The following is a 16,714-nucleotide window of genomic DNA, read 5'->3' as shown; positions in this document are numbered from 1 at the left end:
AAAAATAGGAAAACTTCCACTGTTATCAATCGAAAATGGTTCTCATATGCCCATAAATAATATATTAACATATAGTAGTTATAAAGAGAATTCTCTTATTTCTAAATATCTCTCTAGTTTTCTCTTCACTCTTTGCAAAGCATTATCAATTGACTTCACATGACGATTTAATTCTTCTGATATTTCTTGATATGATTGCCCATCTAAATAAAGGGCAAGCACCTTTCTTTCCAAATCGCTCAAAAGTTCAGACATTTTTACTTCGATGTGGTCAAACTCTTCCTGATTAATAATTAACTCTTCTGGGTTCATCACTTTCGCTCCAGAAATGACATCCATTAACGTACGATCTGACTCCTCATCATAAATAGGCTTATCAAGCGATACATAAGAATTCAATGGGATATGCTTCTGTCTTGTTGCTGTTTTAATTGCAGTGATAATTTGTCTTGTGATACATAATTCTGCAAATGCTTTGAAGGAAGACAACTTGTCCTCCTTAAAATCTCGAATGGCCTTATAAAGACCAATCATTCCCTCCTGCACAATATCTTCCTTGTCGGCGCCAATGAGGAAATAAGACCTCGCCTTTGCACGCACGAAGTTTCGATACTTATGGATCAAATAATCTAGCGCTTCACTTTCACCTTTATGCACTAATTCAATTACTTCTTCATCTTCGAGTTGCACGTATAAAGAATGCTTTTCAGCTTTTGTCCTGAAGTCGATACTCATCTTGATCCCTCCGACCGTACAAGCATGGTTAGAAATATTATACAGTAGGGTATTTTCCAGCGTCAACCAATCATTTAACGTTCTCTGCGCCATTTTTCGAAAATTTCAACGATTTCATCACTTAATGGGATTTTAGACACTGGCTTATTTTCCTGGCTTTTCTTTACTTTTTTGTCAATTTGTTTTTCGATATGATTCATTTCATTGTGTAATTCTCGGGCTGACTTTCTTAACGCACCTTGAGCAAAGATGACTCTCTGCTCTGTAAAATCTGAAGTAGCTACATAGATTTGTGTTTTGATATTATTTAACACAATCGCTAGCTTTTCAATACGTTCATCTGCGGTTTCGTTTGTACGTGTAAAAATAACTTCAACATTATAATTCTTAAATTTTCTTTCTGTCCCTTTTACGTAATGGGCATCAAAGACAACTATGACTCGGTAACCGGAATACCCTTGATATTCAGCCATCTTTTCTACCAGCAGGTCCCTGGCTGCTTCTAAATCCTTATTTTTAAGAAGTTGAAGCTCTGGCCAGGCACCGATGATATTGTATCCGTCAACAAGAAGGATATTCATCATTATCGCTCAATCGGAGAGCGTTTGCGGTAGACTTCATACATCAACAAAGCAGCAGCGACTGAAGCATTTAAAGATGTTACTTTTCCAGCCATTGGTAAGCTGATAAGAAAATCACATTTATCTCTAATCAGTCTTCCCATTCCTTTCCCTTCACTACCAATGACTAATCCGATGGGCATCACTCCATCCAATTGGCGATAATCCTGTTTACCGCTAGCATCTGTACCCGCAATCCAAACGCCTCGTTCTTTTAATTCATCAATCGTTCTTGCTAAGTTCGTAACACGAGCAACAGGAATATGTTCAATCGCTCCCGTTGAAGCTTTAGCCACTGTTGCTGTTAAACCAACCGCACGCCTTTTTGGAATAATAATCCCATGCGCACCTACAGCATCAGCAGTTCTCATAATCGAGCCTAGATTATGAGGATCTTCAATCTCATCCAATAGAAGAAAGAAGGGAGCTTGTCCACTGTTTTCTGCCTTTTTAAATAGGTCATCTAACTCGGCATATTGATAGGCAGCTACTTGAGCAACCACACCTTGATGATTCCCTAGCTCCATTTGATCCAATTTCTTTTTCGGTACAAATTGAACCAGCACACCCGCTTCCTTCGCCATTCCAACCACTTGCTGCATTTGCCCTTTTTGAGAGCCTTCCGCAACCATAATTTTATTCATATCACGCTCTGACTTAAGTGCCTCGATTACAGCGTTTTTACCAATAATGAAATCATGACTCATTTCTTGCTCTCCTCCTTCCTATCCTCAGTCCACTTAAATGCTTTTACTACTAACTCTTCTAACCGCTCTACTCGTTTAGATAAATATAAGAAACCTATCAATGCTTCGAACGCAGTACTATAACGATAAGTTTGTACATCGGTGTTTTTCGGAATGGTGCCAGATTTAGCATTTCTCCCCCGTCTTACTACCGCCTCTTCTTCTTCTGATAAAACGCCCTCGTCCAAAAATGCATGAATCACTTTTGATTGTGCTTTAGCAGATACATATTTCGTTGCTGCCTTATGCAACTGATGTGGCCTTATATTACCTTTTTGTAATAGGTCCTGACGTACGTATTGTTCATAAACAGCATCGCCCATATAAGCAAGGGCGAGACTGTTTAATTGTTTAGGATTAAGATTTTCTTCGTATGAAAGCATCTCTCTTATCCTCTTTTCCATCTTGTTCCTTGAGCTGTATCCTCAAGAATAATATTCATTTCTTTTAATTGATCACGAATTTGATCAGCTAATTGGAAATTGCGATCTTTTCTTGCTTGAATCCGATCGGCTATCAATTGATCCACTTCCTCATCTAGCAGTTCTGGCTCATCCTCTAACGATAGTCCAAGTACATCGAAGAAATCCTCGAATTGAGTCATAAATGCATCAATTACAGCAGTGGATGTATTCTTTTCCATCAAATAATAATTCGCTTGTTTTGATAATTCAAATACAATAGAGATGGCATTTGCCGTGTTAAAATCATCATCCATATCTGTGATGAATTGCTTTTGTAAATCACCAATTTTCTCTAACCATTCTTGGTTATTTTCTGTTAACTCACTACTCGCCTCTTTACGATGTTTTAAATTCTCATACGATGCTTTAATACGCTCATAACCCGCTTTTGTATTTTCCAGCAATTCTTCATTATAGTTAATTTGATTACGATAATGCACTGCTAACATGAAGAACCTTAACACTTGCGGATTGTGCTTCTTAATAATATCGTGTACCAAGACGAAATTACCGAGTGATTTAGACATTTTCTCGTTATCAATATTAATATAGCCATTATGCATCCAGTAACGAGCGAAGGTTTTACCTGTCACTGCCTCTGACTGTGCAATTTCATTCTCATGGTGAGGAAATGATAAATCTTGTCCTCCCGCATGAATATCAATCGTGTCACCTAGATATTTACGAGCCATAGCGGAGCACTCAATATGCCACCCTGGGCGACCCGCCCCCCAAGGACTATCCCATTTAATTTCACCTTCCTTCGCCGCTTTCCAAAGGACGAAATCAAGTGCGTCTTTCTTCTTCTCACCAACAGCAATACGATTGCCTAACTTTAACTCATCAATCGATTGATGAGAAAGCTTGCCATACTCTTCAAACTTTCGTGTATGGTAGTACACATCTCCTTCTGATTCATAGGCAAAACCTTTATCAATCAGCGCTTGGATAAAATCAATAATCGTATCCATATTTTCTGTTACTCTCGGGTGTGTGTCTGCTTTTTTGCAGCCTAATGCCGATACATCTTCAAAATACGCTTCAATAAATCTCTCCGCAATTTCCGGCACCTCTTCACCTAGTTCTTTGGCCGTGCGGATTAATTTATCATCGACATCTGTGAAATTTGACACAAAATTCACATCATATCCGCGATACTCCAAATATCTCCTCACTGTATCGAACACAATTGCAGGGCGAGCATTTCCTATATGAATATAATTGTATACAGTAGGTCCACAAACATACATCTTTACTTTACCCTCTTCTAACGGGATAAACGGCTCTTTTTTTCTTGTTAACGTATTATATAATTGAATCGCCATTATGAGTGGCTCCTTTCAGCTTTCAGTTGTTCAAACTCTTTTTTCACGTGCTCTAACTCATTTTCTAGCTCTTTAAAGCGATCAGAAATGGGATCTGGTAAGTCTGTATGATTTAAATCTTTCGTTACTTTGACGCCATCTTGGATTTTTACCTTACCAGGTATACCAACAACCGTTGAATTAGGTGGCACTTCATGTAAAACAACTGAGCCGGCACCTATTTTTGAGTTTTCCCCAATTGTAATGGATCCAAGCACTTTTGCCCCTGTAGCAATAAGAGCATTATCCTTAATCGTTGGATGTCTTTTGCCTTTTTCTTTCCCTGTTCCCCCAAGTGTTACACCTTGATAGACAGTGACATTATCTCCAATCTCGCATGTCTCTCCAATAACAACACCCATCCCGTGATCAATAAAAAATCGACGGCCTATTTTCGCCCCAGGGTGAATTTCTATCCCAGTAAAAAAACGACTAATTTGCGAAACCAACCTTGCAAGGAAGAAAAATTTATTTTTATAAAGACTGTGTGCAATACGATGATTCCAAATCGCATGTAATCCTGAGTAGGTTAACACTACTTCAAAAACACTTCTTGCGGCAGGATCCTGTTCAAACACAACATCTATATCTTCCTTCATTCTTTTAAACATGCTCTCTCCCTCCAGTCTTTAAATAGCATTTTTCTCGTATAATAAAAACAACAAAAGTAACAGTGATTACATTCTCTCTTTTGGTGGGTCCTTATCACCAGAAAACAAATAACATATCTATAAATAAAAAACGCCCCTGTCTAAAATAGACAGAGACGTTTACACGCGGTTCCACTCTGTTTAAGCTTTCATATAATAAAAGCTCCAACTCTGCCTCGTTAACGGGAAGGTAACCGCCTATTTCTACTATAAAGGTTCGAAACAGGACTCAGAGGGGCACTTCAGAGAATGAGAGGTTTAAACCACTTTCAGCCGATGATGGTTCTCTCTAATAAACAGTCATTACTCTTACTTTTCCTCTTCAATGATTTAGCATCTATAATGATTTTCTAAATATTTATACGTTAATATTCTATACTATATTATATTTTTACCGATATGTTAACCTAAAATACGCTGTAGGCGAATTTTTACAGTTTCCCTACCTAATAACTCCATTGCTTTCGGTAGGTCTGGACCATGTGTCTGCCCCGTTGTTGCTGAGCGAATCGGCATAAATAATTTTTTCCCTTTATGTCCTGTCGCTTTCTGTACTGACTTCATTGCCGCCTTTATTTGATCAGCTTCAAATACCTCAAGCGCCTCTACTTCATGTAAGAAAGCAGTCAACACTTCCGGTACTTGCTCTTCAGCTAAAACTTCGCTTGCTTCTGATTCAACTTCGATATCCTGAACAAAGAATAATTCACTTAGTTCAATGACTTGCGCACCATAACTCATTTTCTCTTGCAGCAACACAACTAATTTCTTTAACCATTGTAACTCATCCTCAGAAGGATTATCTCCTACTTTGCCTGCTTTTTTAAAATGAGGTAACGTTAAAGCAAGTAACTGGTCACCATCTAACTTTTTCATGTACTGCGCATTAATATGAGCAAGCTTCTGCATATCGAATAAAGCCGGTGACTTAGATAATCTTGACTCATCAAAGATTTCAATTAGCTCATCTTTGGAGAATAATTCTTCCTCTCCACTCGGAGACCAACCAAGTAAAGCGATAAAGTTAAACAAAGCTTCAGGCAAGTAACCTAGCTCTTCGTATTGTTCAATGAATTGAATGATTGACTCATCACGTTTACTTAATTTTTTACGACTTTCATTCACTATTAGCGTCATGTGACCAAATACAGGTACTTGGAAGCCAAGCGCCTCATAAATCATAATTTGTTTGGGTGTATTTGAAATATGATCATCTCCACGTAATACATGAGAGATTTTCATTAAATAATCATCTATGGCTACAGCAAAATTATATGTCGGTGTCCCGTCTTTTTTAACAATTACATGATCACCTATGCCATCTGACTCAAATGACACTTCTCCTTTAACCATATCATTGAATGCATATACTTTTCCTTGTGGGACAAGAAAACGAATACTCGGTTTTCTTCCTTCAGCTTCGAGTTGTTGGCGATCATCGTCTGATAAATGTCTGCACTTTCCAGAGTAAATCGGCGTTTCACCTTTAGCCATTTGCGCCTCACGTTCAGCTTCTAACTCTTCTTCAGTACAATAACACTTATAAGCTTGTCCACTATCAAGTAACTGTTGATAATACTTTTTGTAAATTTCGTTTCTTTCTGATTGACGGTACGGGCCGTATCCACCATCTTTATCAATACTTTCATCCCAGTCTAAACCAAGCCATTGTAAGTATTTTAATTGACTCTCTTCTCCGCCCTCAATATTACGTTTTTTATCTGTATCTTCTATACGAATGATGAATTTACCATTTTTACTACGAGCAAATAAATAATTAAACAAAGCTGTACGCGCATTACCAATATGCAAATGTCCCGTTGGACTTGGTGCATAGCGTACACGAATATCACTTGACATGATGATCCTCCTTCAAAATCGGTTCTATTTCGAAAAACCGCTGATTGCTATATAAGCCACCTGACGATCCATCTTTTTATCAAAAATTGAATATGAATAGCACCCTTTATTTTATCATCCTACTGTAAGTTGTCAAAGTCCGTAAATAACCGACTAGGCACTTTTCTTCAACAACACTACCACTTGAGCAGCAATTCCTTCGCCTCTACCTGTAAATCCTAGTTTTTCCGTTGTCGTGGCTTTCACGTTAATGTTCTCTACTTCTGATTCTAACAATTCCGCTATTCTTTCTCTTATAGCAGGAATATAAGGAGCCATTTTTGGCTTTTGAGCAATAATAGTACAATCGGCGTTCACAAGCTCATAACCCTTTTCTTTTACCAATTGCCAAACATGTTGCATCAGTTTAGCTGAATCCGCATCTTTAAAATCTGGGTCTGTATCAGGGAAGTGCTTACCAATATCACCTTCACCAATTGCACCTAAACAGGCATCTGACACTGTATGTAATAAAACATCCGCATCTGAATGTCCAAGTAATCCTAATTCATATGGAATCGTAACCCCACCCATAATCAGTGGTCGCCCTTCAACTAATTGATGTACATCAAATCCTTGACCAATGCGAAACATATTATCTTCTCCTTTAGATAAAGTCATCTCTTTTATTTAAAATCGCCTCAGCAAAATATAGGTCCTCAGGCGTTGTTAGTTTAATATTATCGTAATTCCCTTGTACAAAAGCAATCTTATTATGTACCCTCTCCACCAAGCTTGCATCATCAGTCCCTACAAATTGGTCCTTTTGCGCTTTCTCATATGCCGCTTGTAAAATACTAAGCTTAAAAGCTTGAGGGGTTTGCACAGACCATAGACTCGTTCGATCAATTGTTCCCTCGACTAATCCATCACGTCCCTTTTTTATCGTATCTTTCACTGGAACGGCTAAAATGGCGCCATCATTGGACTGAGCTTGAGATACAAGTTGATCGATATGCTCTTGTTCAACAAAAGGACGAGCGGCATCATGCACTAACACAATCCCTTCACCTGTTAACGCACGAATCACATGACTAATGCTATGCTGCCTTTCCTGTCCACCACCGATATACGCCTTCACCTTATCAATCCCATGCTTAGCGATTAACGCACGTATCTCCTTTTCCTCTGCAGGATTAATAGCTAAATAAATCCCTTCACACGCTGAGTCTCGTTGGAAAACGCGCAATGTATGTATAAAAATAGGTACCCCTCTTAGTTCTAGCAACAGTTTATTTTTTGAAGCACCCATTCTCTTCCCTTGCCCCGCTGCAGGGATGACGACTCTATACCCCATATTTTCTTTTAACTCCCTTAATCAGCATAAAAAGCGGAAGAAAAGAGCCCGTTTACGGCCCCCTCTTCTGCTTCTTCTATACTATAATTATAATGCTTTTTCTAAAAGTTTTGGTTTAGCAAAAATCATTCTACCCGCAGATGTTTGCAATACACTTGTCACTACTACATCAATATGCTTGCCAATATAATTTCTACCTTCTTCTACGACAATCATTGTGCCATCGTCTAAATAGGCAATCCCTTGATTTTGTTCTTTTCCGTCCTTAATGACCTGAACTTTCATTTCTTCTCCCGGAAGCACAACCGGCTTCACAGCATTCGCCAGATCATTAATATTTAGAACTGCGACTTTCTGTAGCTCGCATACCTTATTCAGGTTAAAATCATTGGTTACAACCACACCGTTAGTTAATTTCGCTAATTTCACTAGCTTACTATCCACTTCTTGTATTTCTTCAAAATTACCTTCGTAAATTTCTACCTTTATAGATAGCTCACTTTGAATACGATTGAGAATGTCTAAACCGCGGCGGCCACGATTTCTTTTTAACACATCAGATGAATCGGCAATATGCTGTAATTCTTCTAACACAAAACGAGGAATAACGATTGTTCCTTCTAAAAATCCTGTTTGACAAATATCAGCTACTCGACCATCGATAATAACACTTGTATCTAATATTTTAAGCTTATTCACATCAGATTGACTATCTTCTTCTTCAGTTAACTTTTTCTTTTTGTTTGTAAAAAGATTGAGTAATTCATCTCGTTTTTTAAATCCAACTTGAAAACCTAAATATCCAAATAACAGTGTTAAGACGATAGGAGCAACAGTATTTAATACCGGTATCTCGAGTGTCGACAATCCATAACCAAGTAAAAACGCAACAACAAGACCAAACACCAGTCCAACACTACCAAATATAATATCGGTAATTGGCACCTTTACAATCGATTCTTCTGTCCATTTAATGAAATTGACAACATGGTCAACCGCCCAAAATGTTAAAAGATAGAAAATAATAGCTCCTAAAATGGCGGAAACATAAGGATTATTTAATAATGGAATGTCATCTAAACTAATTAGAAATAGTAATTCTGGTATCACAAAAATTCCTAATGTGATCCCAAATATAAGGAAACAGACTTGTACAATTCTCTTTAACATTCCCTCACCTCCTTTTATTCATTATTAACAAATTCCAAAAATAAAAAACGCACAATATTGGAAAATTTTATATTATAAACAAAAAATTATTGCAGTAAACTAAATAAAAGGATAGATTAAACGATTATGAATACTCTTAGACTAGCACCGTAAGTAAGGGAATGTCAAATGATAAACTACCTATTCTATCATAAGGTGAATAGTAGTTCAATGGTATTTATAAATGTCGGTCGGAAAAAAATTGGTCTTGTATAAGCTTGAGGCCTTCATCAATCTTCCTAGCCCGTACCTCTCCTATACCTTCTACCTCATCTAATTCTTCAATAGAAGCTGCCGCTATATACCTCAGTTCCTCAAAGCGATCAACGAGGTTATCAATAATAATAGGTGGTAATCGCGGCACCTTATGCAGCACACGAATCCCTCTAGGATGAATGACTTCTTCGGTATGAATATAGCCATGAAAGCCTAGCAATTTCATGATAACTGAGTCTTCTAAAGTCTCACCTTTTGATAACTCTTGAAGCTTTTGAAGCGCTTCCTTTGCCCTAATATCACGGTCATTAGCATAATCCATAATAACGAATTCTGATTCTCTTTCCATTTCAATCAATAACTCATTCATTTGTAAACGAATGAGACGTCCTTCTGTCCCTAACTCGCTTAAATAAGTTAGTAACTCATTTTTAATTCTTAACAGCATTTCTATATTATGCATAACATTTAACACATCATTATAGGTCACCTGTTCTTCAAATTCGAGAATACCTAAATTAGATATACTTTGCTCAAGAACAACTTTATATTTCTCTAATGTTGTGACTGCCACATTAGCCTTTGTTAATATAACGCCAATATCCTTTAGTGAATAACGAGAAGCCCCTTTATATAAAGTAATGACATTACGGCGTTGTGAAACAGCAATAACAAGCGCACCTGTTTGTTTCGCCACCCGCTCTGCTGTCCGATGTCGCATCCCTGTCTCAGAGGAAGGAATACTCGAATCTGGTGCGAGTTGGGCGTTGGCAATAAGAATTTTATTTCCTTCTTGATTGAGAATAATCGCCCCATCCATCTTAGCTAGCTCATATAAATAGTTTGGAGAAAAAGGGCAATTAATTTGGAAGCCCCCATCCACTAAACTGGCAATCTGCTCCTTAGAACAAAGAACAATTAATCCACCCGTGTTTGCTCTTAATACATTATCTATACCTGCACGTAGGGGTGTCCCTGGTGCTAAAAATTTCAATAATTCGCTGATTGTAATTTCACTTTGTTTCTTTGAATCCATATGCTTACCCTCCTAATGCAGCTTCAAGTGCTTCACTAACCGAGTGAACGCCAATCAATTGAACATTTTTAGGACCTGTCCAGCCGCTCAAATTATTCGCTGGTAAAATAATTCTCTCAAATCCTAGTTTCGCAGCCTCCTGGACTCGCTGTTCAATTCTTGAAACTCTTCTTATTTCTCCAGTAAGGCCCACCTCACCGATAATGCAATCTGTTGCTCTTGTTGGCTTATCTCGAAAGCTTGATGCGATACTGACTGCAACCGCCAAATCAATTGCTGGCTCATCTAGTTTTACCCCTCCAGCAACCTTCAAATACGCATCTTGATTTTGTAACAACATACCGACCCGTTTCTCCAATACCGCCATTAATAGCGGCACACGGTTATGATCAATCCCTGTTGCCATTCTTCTTGGATTACCAAAACTCGTAGGGGATATTAATGCTTGTATTTCTACAAGAACGGGCCGAGTTCCTTCCATTGAAGCCACAACAGTTGAACCCGCTGCTCCTTGTGATCGTTCTTCTAAAAAAATCTCTGAAGGGTTTGCCACTTCTTCTAAACCTAATTCTTTCATTTCAAAAATACCCATTTCATTCGTAGAACCAAATCGGTTTTTGACTGCTCTTAAAATTCGATACGTGTGATGCCTTTCCCCTTCAAAATAAAGCACCGTATCCACCATATGTTCAAGCAACCTAGGGCCGGCGATCGACCCTTCTTTCGTTACATGTCCAACAATAAAGATCGCAATCCCTTTCGTTTTCCCGATTCTCATAAGCTCAGCCGTACACTCTCTTACCTGCGAAACACTACCAGGAGCCGAGGTCACTTCCGGGTGATAAATAGTTTGAATGGAGTCAATGATAACAAACTCCGGCTTCACCTCATCAATCGTTTGACTAATCTCTTCTAAACTTGTCTCTGCATAAACAAGTAGATGTTCTGATGAAATATTTAATCTGTCAGCTCGTAGCTTCGTTTGTCTTATCGACTCTTCTCCAGAAATATAAAGTACAGAATGCTGTTTATTAGATAATTGGGAAGAAACTTGCAACAGTAGTGTTGATTTTCCAATCCCAGGATCTCCACCTATTAAAACGAGAGATCCTCTGACAACCCCACCACCAAGGACTCGATTTAACTCCTTCATTTCCGTATAAATACGTGGCTCATTGACTGTTTCAATTTTTGGAATCGGAGTCGCTTTTGCTCTAATCGTTGTCTCTTGTGTATGTGCAAACGCCCCTCTTCTCGAATTAGCAGGTTTCTCAATTTCTTCCGTCATTTTATTCCATACACCACATCCGGGACACTTCCCCATCCACTTTGCCGATTCATAACCACATTCTTGACATATGAATTTTGATTTTCTTTTCGCCAATCTTCATTCTCCTTCTCTTTCGTACAACACATTTATATTTCTTACTATATCAATGGAATCGTTTGTATTCAAAGGTTAACATATAATTGGAAGAAAATTTGTTGTTATCAAAAAAGGTACACACTATTGATTAGCGTGTACCTTCTCTCTAACATCTAATTATTTTTGTGCTGTGCCAGTTGGTTCGGCTGTTTTTACGACAAATTCGCCATCCTCAACATCGATTACTACCTCTTGACCAGTAAGCACTTTTCCTCTTAATAATTCCTCAGATAAGCGATCTTCAATATGCTTTTGGATCGCTCTTCTAAGCGGCCGTGCACCATACTCTGGATCGTAGCCTTCTTCTGATATTTTTACCTTAGCAGATTCAGATAGGGATAATGTAATATCCTGTTCTTTTAAACGGTTCGTTAAGGCATCGGACATGAGTGTAACAATCTCTTGCAGATGCTTTCTTTCTAATGCATGGAAGACAATAATCTCATCGATACGGTTTAAGAATTCAGGTCTGAAGGCCTTTTTCAATTCCTCCATAACCTTTCCTTTCATATCTTTGTAATCATGTTCATCATCTTGAATATTGAAGCCTACATATTTATTACGCTTAAGTGCTTCTGCACCAACATTTGACGTCATGATGAGCACCGTGTTTCGGAAATCGACTGTACGTCCTTTAGAATCTGTTAACCGTCCATCTTCCAATACTTGCAGAAGAATGTTAAATACATCCGGATGGGCTTTCTCAATTTCATCTAATAAGACAACTGAATACGGTTTTCTACGTACTTTCTCAGTTAATTGGCCTCCTTCTTCAAATCCAACATAGCCTGGAGGTGAACCAACTAATCTAGATGTGGAATGTTTCTCCATATACTCAGACATATCGATGCGAATCATCGCTTCCTCATCACCGAACATCGCTTCAGCTAAGGCCCGAGCAAGTTCTGTCTTACCCACACCTGTTGGACCTAGGAAAACGAAAGAACCAATTGGTCTCTTCGGATCTTTAAGACCCGCTCTTGCCCGTCTAACTGCTTTAGAGATCGCCTTTACTGCTTCCTCTTGGCCAATTACGCGAGAATGTAAGATTTCTTCTAAATTCAATAGTTTTTCGGTCTCAGTTTGTGCCAATTTCGTAACTGGAATTCCTGTCCAGTTAGAAACGACATTGGCAATATCCTCTACAGTCACTTCAGTATTTTCTTTCCCTTGCTTTTCTTTCCACGTTTTCTTAGTTTCTTCTAACTTTTCTCTTAATCTTTGTTCATTGTCTCTTAAAGATGCTGCTTTCTCAAACTCTTGACTTTGAACAGCTGCATCCTTTTCTTTTCTTACATCTTCTAATTTAACTTCTAACTCCTTGAGATTCGGAGGCGTTGTATAAGAACGTAGGCGAACTTTTGAACCTGCTTCATCAATTAAATCAATTGCTTTATCTGGTAAGAAACGATCAGAGATATAACGATCTGATAACTTAACTGCCGCATCAATGGCTTGATCCGTAATTGTCACCCGGTGATGGGCTTCATAACGGTCACGTAGTCCTTTTAAAATTTGTACGGACTCATCTGCAGTAGGCTCATCAACCGTAATTGGTTGGAACCTACGCTCAAGCGCTGCATCCTTCTCAATATATTTGCGATACTCATCTAGCGTCGTCGCTCCAATACATTGTAGCTCTCCACGCGCAAGTGATGGCTTTAAAATATTTGATGCATCAATTGCACCTTCTGCTCCACCAGCACCAATTAATGTATGCAATTCATCGATGAACAAAATAATGTTGCCCGCCTGACGAATTTCGTCCATCACTTTCTTCAAGCGATCCTCAAATTCTCCTCGGTATTTTGTACCTGCAACTACCGTACCCATATCTAAAGTCATTACACGTTTATCACGTAGCGTTTCCGGCACTTCATTATTTATGATCTGTTGTGCAAGGCCTTCTGCTATCGCAGTTTTACCCACACCAGGTTCTCCAATTAATACTGGGTTATTTTTTGTTCTTCTGCTTAATACTTCAATTACACGTTGAATCTCTTTACTACGGCCAATAACTGGATCTAAGCTTCCTTCACGTGCAATGGCAGTTAGATCTCTCGCTAAACCATCTAATGTTGGTGTATTTGCATTGGCTGAAGAGCTGCCTTGATGCCCGTTAGACTCGCTACTACCAAGTAATTGTAGTACTTGCTGTCTTGCCTTATTTAAACTTACGCCAAGGTTATTAAGTACTCTTGCAGCTACACCCTCACCTTCTCTAATTAAACCAAGTAAAATGTGCTCAGTTCCCACATAGGAATGGCCCAATTTTCTTGCTTCATCCATTGATAGTTCAATTACTTTTTTTGCTCTTGGTGTATAATGCGGTGTTTGGGAGGCCTCTTGCCCTCTACCTATTAGATTTTCAACTTCCGTTTGAATTTTTTCTGAACCCAGACCTAAGGCATAAAGTGCTTTAGCGGCAATTCCTTCACCTTCACTTACTAACCCTAGAAGTATATGCTCAGTCCCAATATTGTTATGTCCTAAGCGAATGGCTTCTTCCTGTGCTAATGCTAATACTTTTTGTGCTCTCTCAGTAAAACGTCCAAACATCATCTATCATCATCCTCCCAACTCTTGATCTTCCATTTTTAATCTTTCTCGAATAAGAGAAGCTCTACGAATATCCCGTTCAAACGGTCGTAATGGGCCTCCAGCATATTGCTGTAAAAATCCTGGTTGTGTTAAAACCATTAATTCATTTAATATATTTTTTGATATGCCTTGTATATAGTCCATGTCTATTCCAAGGCGAACATCCGATAAACATCTAGCCGCTTCTTTTGATTCAATGATTCGGCTATTAGATAAAATACCATAGGATCTGAAGACTCTATCTTCTAATTGTATGTTAGAGGTTTTCGCTAATGCTTCTCTTGCTGACCTTTCCTGCGAAATTAATTGCTCCACAACACTTTTTAAATCCTCAGCAATATCTTCTTCTGATTTCCCTAATGTGATTTGGTTAGAAACTTGAAAGATATTACCTAATGCTTCGCTACCTTCTCCATAAATTCCTCTAACAACTAATCCAAGTTGGTTAATTGCTGGAATGATTCTATTCATTTGATGAGTTAATACTAATCCTGGTAAATGCATCATGACAGATGCTCTGAGACCTGTGCCCACATTTGTTGGGCAACTAGTTAAATACCCTACCTGTTCATCATATGCATAATCAATCTCAGTTTCTAACCAATCATCAATTTGGTTTGCAACTTCTAATGCTTCTGATAATTGGAAGCCTGGAAATAAACACTGTATACGTATATGATCTTCTTCATTCAACATAATGCTAACCTCTTCATTTTCAGTAAGTAGGCAGGCACCATGACTAGCGTTTTCTGCTAAATGAGGACTAATCAAATGTTTTTCCATCAGCACCCTTTTTTGCAATGGTTGTAAATCATCCATTTGCAATAACGAAAAGTCACCATAAGTATCAAAAGTCGATTTTTCCATTCTTGCTTTAATGATATCTATCACACGTTTAGCTTCATCATGAGAAAAGATGGTTGGAAAATTAACCTGTTTAATATTGCGAGCTAAACGAATTCTAGAACTAAGTACGATATCAGAATCAGGACCTTCTGCACTCATCCAAGAGCTGACAGCCTGATTGATAAACCTTTCTAAAGACAAGTTCATTCCCCTCCCTCTAGATGGTTTTTCATTTCTTTTTCCAATTCACGTATTGCATCTCTTGTCTCTGCTGCTTTCTCAAACTCCTCTTTAGTTATAAGTTCTTTCAAGTTTATTTTTAAATCCTCAATTTGCTTTTTTAAATGGATATCTCCACCCATTCTTGTAGGGATTTTTCCGTTATGATTCCAATTACCACTATGAAGCCTTTTAATAATTGGCTTTAACTGTGCTCGGAAAGAATCATAACAGTGGGCACATCCGAATTTCCCGACTTTAACAAATTGAGGAAAGGTCATCGAGCATTGCTCACACTGTACTACCTGCGTTTGTTTATTTAACTGAGCTTGGTTATTTGCATAACTTGTATCTATATTAAATAATCCGCTCAATAGATTATTAATAGAAAACCCAGATCCATTATTTAACATAAACATATCCCCATGTTCTTGGGCACATTTTTCACATAAATGGAACTCAGCCTTTTCGCCATTCATAATTTTTGTAAAATGTAGAGTCGCAGGTCTCTGATTACATTCTTGGCATATCATCTGTTTCACCCCTCCATACTTTACAACCTACTTATATTTCAATGTATTTAGCATCGCAACAAGCATCCTTGCTCTTAACTCATCCCTATAGGGTAACTCTAAGTAAAGAACTGAACGATCAATGACACTTAACATAATCTTCGCTTCTCGAGTAGTAATAATCTCTTCTTCAACTAATCTGTTTATAATATTTTCAGCACTATTTTGTGAAATACGATCACGTACAATCCTAATCAATTGATTAATTAAATCAACATAATCATATGCTTGCACTTTGGTGATTCTTATATAACCACCACCGCCACGTTTGCTTTCGACAGCATAGCCTTTTTCAACTGTAAACCGAGTATTTATGACGTAATTTATTTGAGATGGGACACATTGAAATTTATCAGCGATCTCGCTCCGCTTAATTTCAACAATTTCCCTTTCGCTAAGTTCCAAGACTTCTTTAAGATATTTTTCAATAATATCTGATATATTTTTCACCCGGCCTCCCCCTATCTGACTTTGACTATATTTGACATAAATTATACATGATTTGTGTGAAATGTTGCAACGAAGTAGTATTATTAATTTTCCCCTTTTTTTCTAAATCTCAAACGTATGAAATATAGGTTCGTTCATTAAATTTATATTATGTTTAGATTGTATAGATGTTATTTGTCCATTTAAATAAACGAATTCATTATAGCATGACAAAAAAGAGCACATAAATGATGTGCTCTTTTATCTTGCCCGGCAACGTCCTACTCTCACAAGGGGACAGCCCCTAACTACCATCGGCGCTGAGAAGCTTAACTTCCGTGTTCGGTATGGGAACGGGTGTGACCTTCTCGCTATCGCCACCGGA

16 protein-coding genes, 1 rRNA gene and 1 other annotated feature are annotated in these 16,714 nt (G+C 38.1%); all 17 genes read right to left on the bottom strand.

Annotated elements, in window-relative coordinates:
* Positions 1 to 78 precede the first annotated feature (78 nt).
* Entirely contained in the window at positions 79 to 735 is a 657-nt protein-coding gene (gene sigH / locus LCM23_RS21035) for an RNA polymerase sporulation sigma factor SigH (protein ID WP_095371240.1), read from the bottom strand.
* Between the two features lie 74 nt (positions 736 to 809).
* Entirely contained in the window at positions 810 to 1,316 is a 507-nt protein-coding gene (locus tag LCM23_RS21030; RefSeq protein ID WP_224938663.1) for an NYN domain-containing protein, read from the bottom strand.
* A gap of 2 nt (positions 1,317 to 1,318) precedes the next feature.
* Positions 1,319 to 2,062, bottom strand: coding sequence for a 23S rRNA (guanosine(2251)-2'-O)-methyltransferase RlmB (rlmB, locus tag LCM23_RS21025; RefSeq protein ID WP_095371242.1), 744 nt, complete (start codon positions 2,060 to 2,062; stop codon positions 1,319 to 1,321).
* The gene (locus LCM23_RS21020; RefSeq protein WP_095373563.1) at positions 2,059 to 2,484 is read right to left on the bottom strand and encodes a Mini-ribonuclease 3; all 426 of its coding nucleotides are present in this window, start codon (positions 2,482 to 2,484) and stop codon (positions 2,059 to 2,061) included. The genes rlmB and LCM23_RS21020 overlap by 4 nt, the downstream gene beginning before the upstream one ends.
* Positions 2,485 to 2,489: 5 nt before the next feature.
* On the bottom strand, positions 2,490 to 3,890 hold the full coding sequence (cysS, locus tag LCM23_RS21015) for a cysteine--tRNA ligase (protein ID WP_224938662.1): 1,401 nt from the start codon (positions 3,888 to 3,890) through the stop codon (positions 2,490 to 2,492).
* Positions 3,890 to 4,540 (bottom strand): serine O-acetyltransferase, encoded by a 651-nt coding sequence (gene cysE, locus LCM23_RS21010; protein ID WP_224938661.1) that lies wholly within the window; start codon positions 4,538 to 4,540, stop codon positions 3,890 to 3,892. The genes cysS and cysE overlap by 1 nt, the downstream gene beginning before the upstream one ends.
* A gap of 148 nt (positions 4,541 to 4,688) precedes the next feature.
* Positions 4,689 to 4,914: a binding site (T-box leader), on the bottom strand.
* A 67-nt stretch (positions 4,915 to 4,981) separates the two neighbouring features.
* Positions 4,982 to 6,439: a glutamate--tRNA ligase gene (gene gltX, locus LCM23_RS21005; RefSeq protein ID WP_224938660.1), complete on the bottom strand. Its 1,458-nt coding sequence runs from the start codon at positions 6,437 to 6,439 to the stop codon at positions 4,982 to 4,984.
* A 153-nt stretch (positions 6,440 to 6,592) separates the two neighbouring features.
* Positions 6,593 to 7,072 carry a 2-C-methyl-D-erythritol 2,4-cyclodiphosphate synthase gene (gene ispF / locus LCM23_RS21000; protein ID WP_095371246.1) on the bottom strand — a complete coding sequence of 160 codons (480 nt, stop codon included), beginning with the start codon at positions 7,070 to 7,072 and terminating at the stop codon, positions 6,593 to 6,595.
* A 13-nt stretch (positions 7,073 to 7,085) separates the two neighbouring features.
* Positions 7,086 to 7,775: a 2-C-methyl-D-erythritol 4-phosphate cytidylyltransferase gene (gene ispD, locus LCM23_RS20995; RefSeq protein WP_224938659.1), complete on the bottom strand. Its 690-nt coding sequence runs from the start codon at positions 7,773 to 7,775 to the stop codon at positions 7,086 to 7,088.
* A gap of 87 nt (positions 7,776 to 7,862) precedes the next feature.
* On the bottom strand, positions 7,863 to 8,945 hold the full coding sequence (locus LCM23_RS20990; protein WP_224938658.1) for a PIN/TRAM domain-containing protein: 1,083 nt from the start codon (positions 8,943 to 8,945) through the stop codon (positions 7,863 to 7,865).
* A 217-nt stretch (positions 8,946 to 9,162) separates the two neighbouring features.
* Entirely contained in the window at positions 9,163 to 10,236 is a 1,074-nt protein-coding gene (gene disA, locus LCM23_RS20985; protein WP_095371249.1) for a DNA integrity scanning diadenylate cyclase DisA, read from the bottom strand.
* Between the two features lie 4 nt (positions 10,237 to 10,240).
* Complete coding sequence (radA, locus tag LCM23_RS20980; RefSeq protein WP_095371250.1) at positions 10,241 to 11,620, bottom strand: DNA repair protein RadA; 1,380 nt, start codon at positions 11,618 to 11,620, stop codon at positions 10,241 to 10,243.
* A gap of 159 nt (positions 11,621 to 11,779) precedes the next feature.
* A complete protein-coding gene (clpC, locus tag LCM23_RS20975; protein ID WP_224938657.1) occupies positions 11,780 to 14,224 on the bottom strand; it encodes an ATP-dependent protease ATP-binding subunit ClpC in 2,445 nt (814 codons plus the stop codon).
* A 6-nt stretch (positions 14,225 to 14,230) separates the two neighbouring features.
* Positions 14,231 to 15,310, bottom strand: coding sequence for a protein arginine kinase (locus LCM23_RS20970; protein WP_224938656.1), 1,080 nt, complete (start codon positions 15,308 to 15,310; stop codon positions 14,231 to 14,233).
* Between the two features lie 2 nt (positions 15,311 to 15,312).
* Complete coding sequence (locus tag LCM23_RS20965) at positions 15,313 to 15,861, bottom strand: UvrB/UvrC motif-containing protein (RefSeq protein WP_224938655.1); 549 nt, start codon at positions 15,859 to 15,861, stop codon at positions 15,313 to 15,315.
* Positions 15,862 to 15,888: 27 nt separating this feature from the next.
* Entirely contained in the window at positions 15,889 to 16,350 is a 462-nt protein-coding gene (locus tag LCM23_RS20960) for a CtsR family transcriptional regulator (RefSeq protein WP_095371254.1), read from the bottom strand.
* A gap of 247 nt (positions 16,351 to 16,597) precedes the next feature.
* Positions 16,598 to 16,714: ribosomal RNA gene (gene rrf / locus LCM23_RS20955) — 5S ribosomal RNA — on the bottom strand.

The organism is Cytobacillus kochii (assembly GCF_020171845.1).
In the GTDB taxonomy this organism is placed as follows: Bacteria; Bacillota; Bacilli; order Bacillales; family Cytobacillaceae; genus Cytobacillus; species Cytobacillus kochii.
This window is presented reverse-complemented; position numbering and strand designations above follow the sequence as displayed.

Excerpts from the sequence above, each read along its gene's own strand:
- clpC (WP_224938657.1), bottom strand. The coding sequence starts at position 14,224 with ATGATGTTTGGACGTTTTACTGAGAGAGCACAAAAAGTATTAGCATTA.
- ispF (WP_095371246.1), bottom strand. The coding sequence starts at position 7,072 with ATGTTTCGCATTGGTCAAGGATTTGATGTACATCAATTAGTTGAAGGG.
- LCM23_RS20965 (WP_224938655.1), bottom strand. The coding sequence starts at position 15,861 with ATGATATGCCAAGAATGTAATCAGAGACCTGCGACTCTACATTTTACA.
- LCM23_RS21020 (WP_095373563.1), bottom strand. The coding sequence starts at position 2,484 with ATGCTTTCATACGAAGAAAATCTTAATCCTAAACAATTAAACAGTCTC.
- rlmB (WP_095371242.1), bottom strand. The coding sequence starts at position 2,062 with ATGAGTCATGATTTCATTATTGGTAAAAACGCTGTAATCGAGGCACTT.
- gltX (WP_224938660.1), bottom strand. The coding sequence starts at position 6,439 with ATGTCAAGTGATATTCGTGTACGCTATGCACCAAGTCCAACGGGACAT.
- ispD (WP_224938659.1), bottom strand. The coding sequence starts at position 7,775 with ATGGGGTATAGAGTCGTCATCCCTGCAGCGGGGCAAGGGAAGAGAATG.
- LCM23_RS21030 (WP_224938663.1), bottom strand. The coding sequence starts at position 1,316 with ATGAATATCCTTCTTGTTGACGGATACAATATCATCGGTGCCTGGCCA.
- cysE (WP_224938661.1), bottom strand. The coding sequence starts at position 4,540 with ATGTTTAAAAGAATGAAGGAAGATATAGATGTTGTGTTTGAACAGGAT.
- sigH (WP_095371240.1), bottom strand. The coding sequence starts at position 735 with ATGAGTATCGACTTCAGGACAAAAGCTGAAAAGCATTCTTTATACGTG.
- LCM23_RS20990 (WP_224938658.1), bottom strand. The coding sequence starts at position 8,945 with ATGTTAAAGAGAATTGTACAAGTCTGTTTCCTTATATTTGGGATCACA.
- cysS (WP_224938662.1), bottom strand. The coding sequence starts at position 3,890 with ATGGCGATTCAATTATATAATACGTTAACAAGAAAAAAAGAGCCGTTT.
- disA (WP_095371249.1), bottom strand. The coding sequence starts at position 10,236 with ATGGATTCAAAGAAACAAAGTGAAATTACAATCAGCGAATTATTGAAA.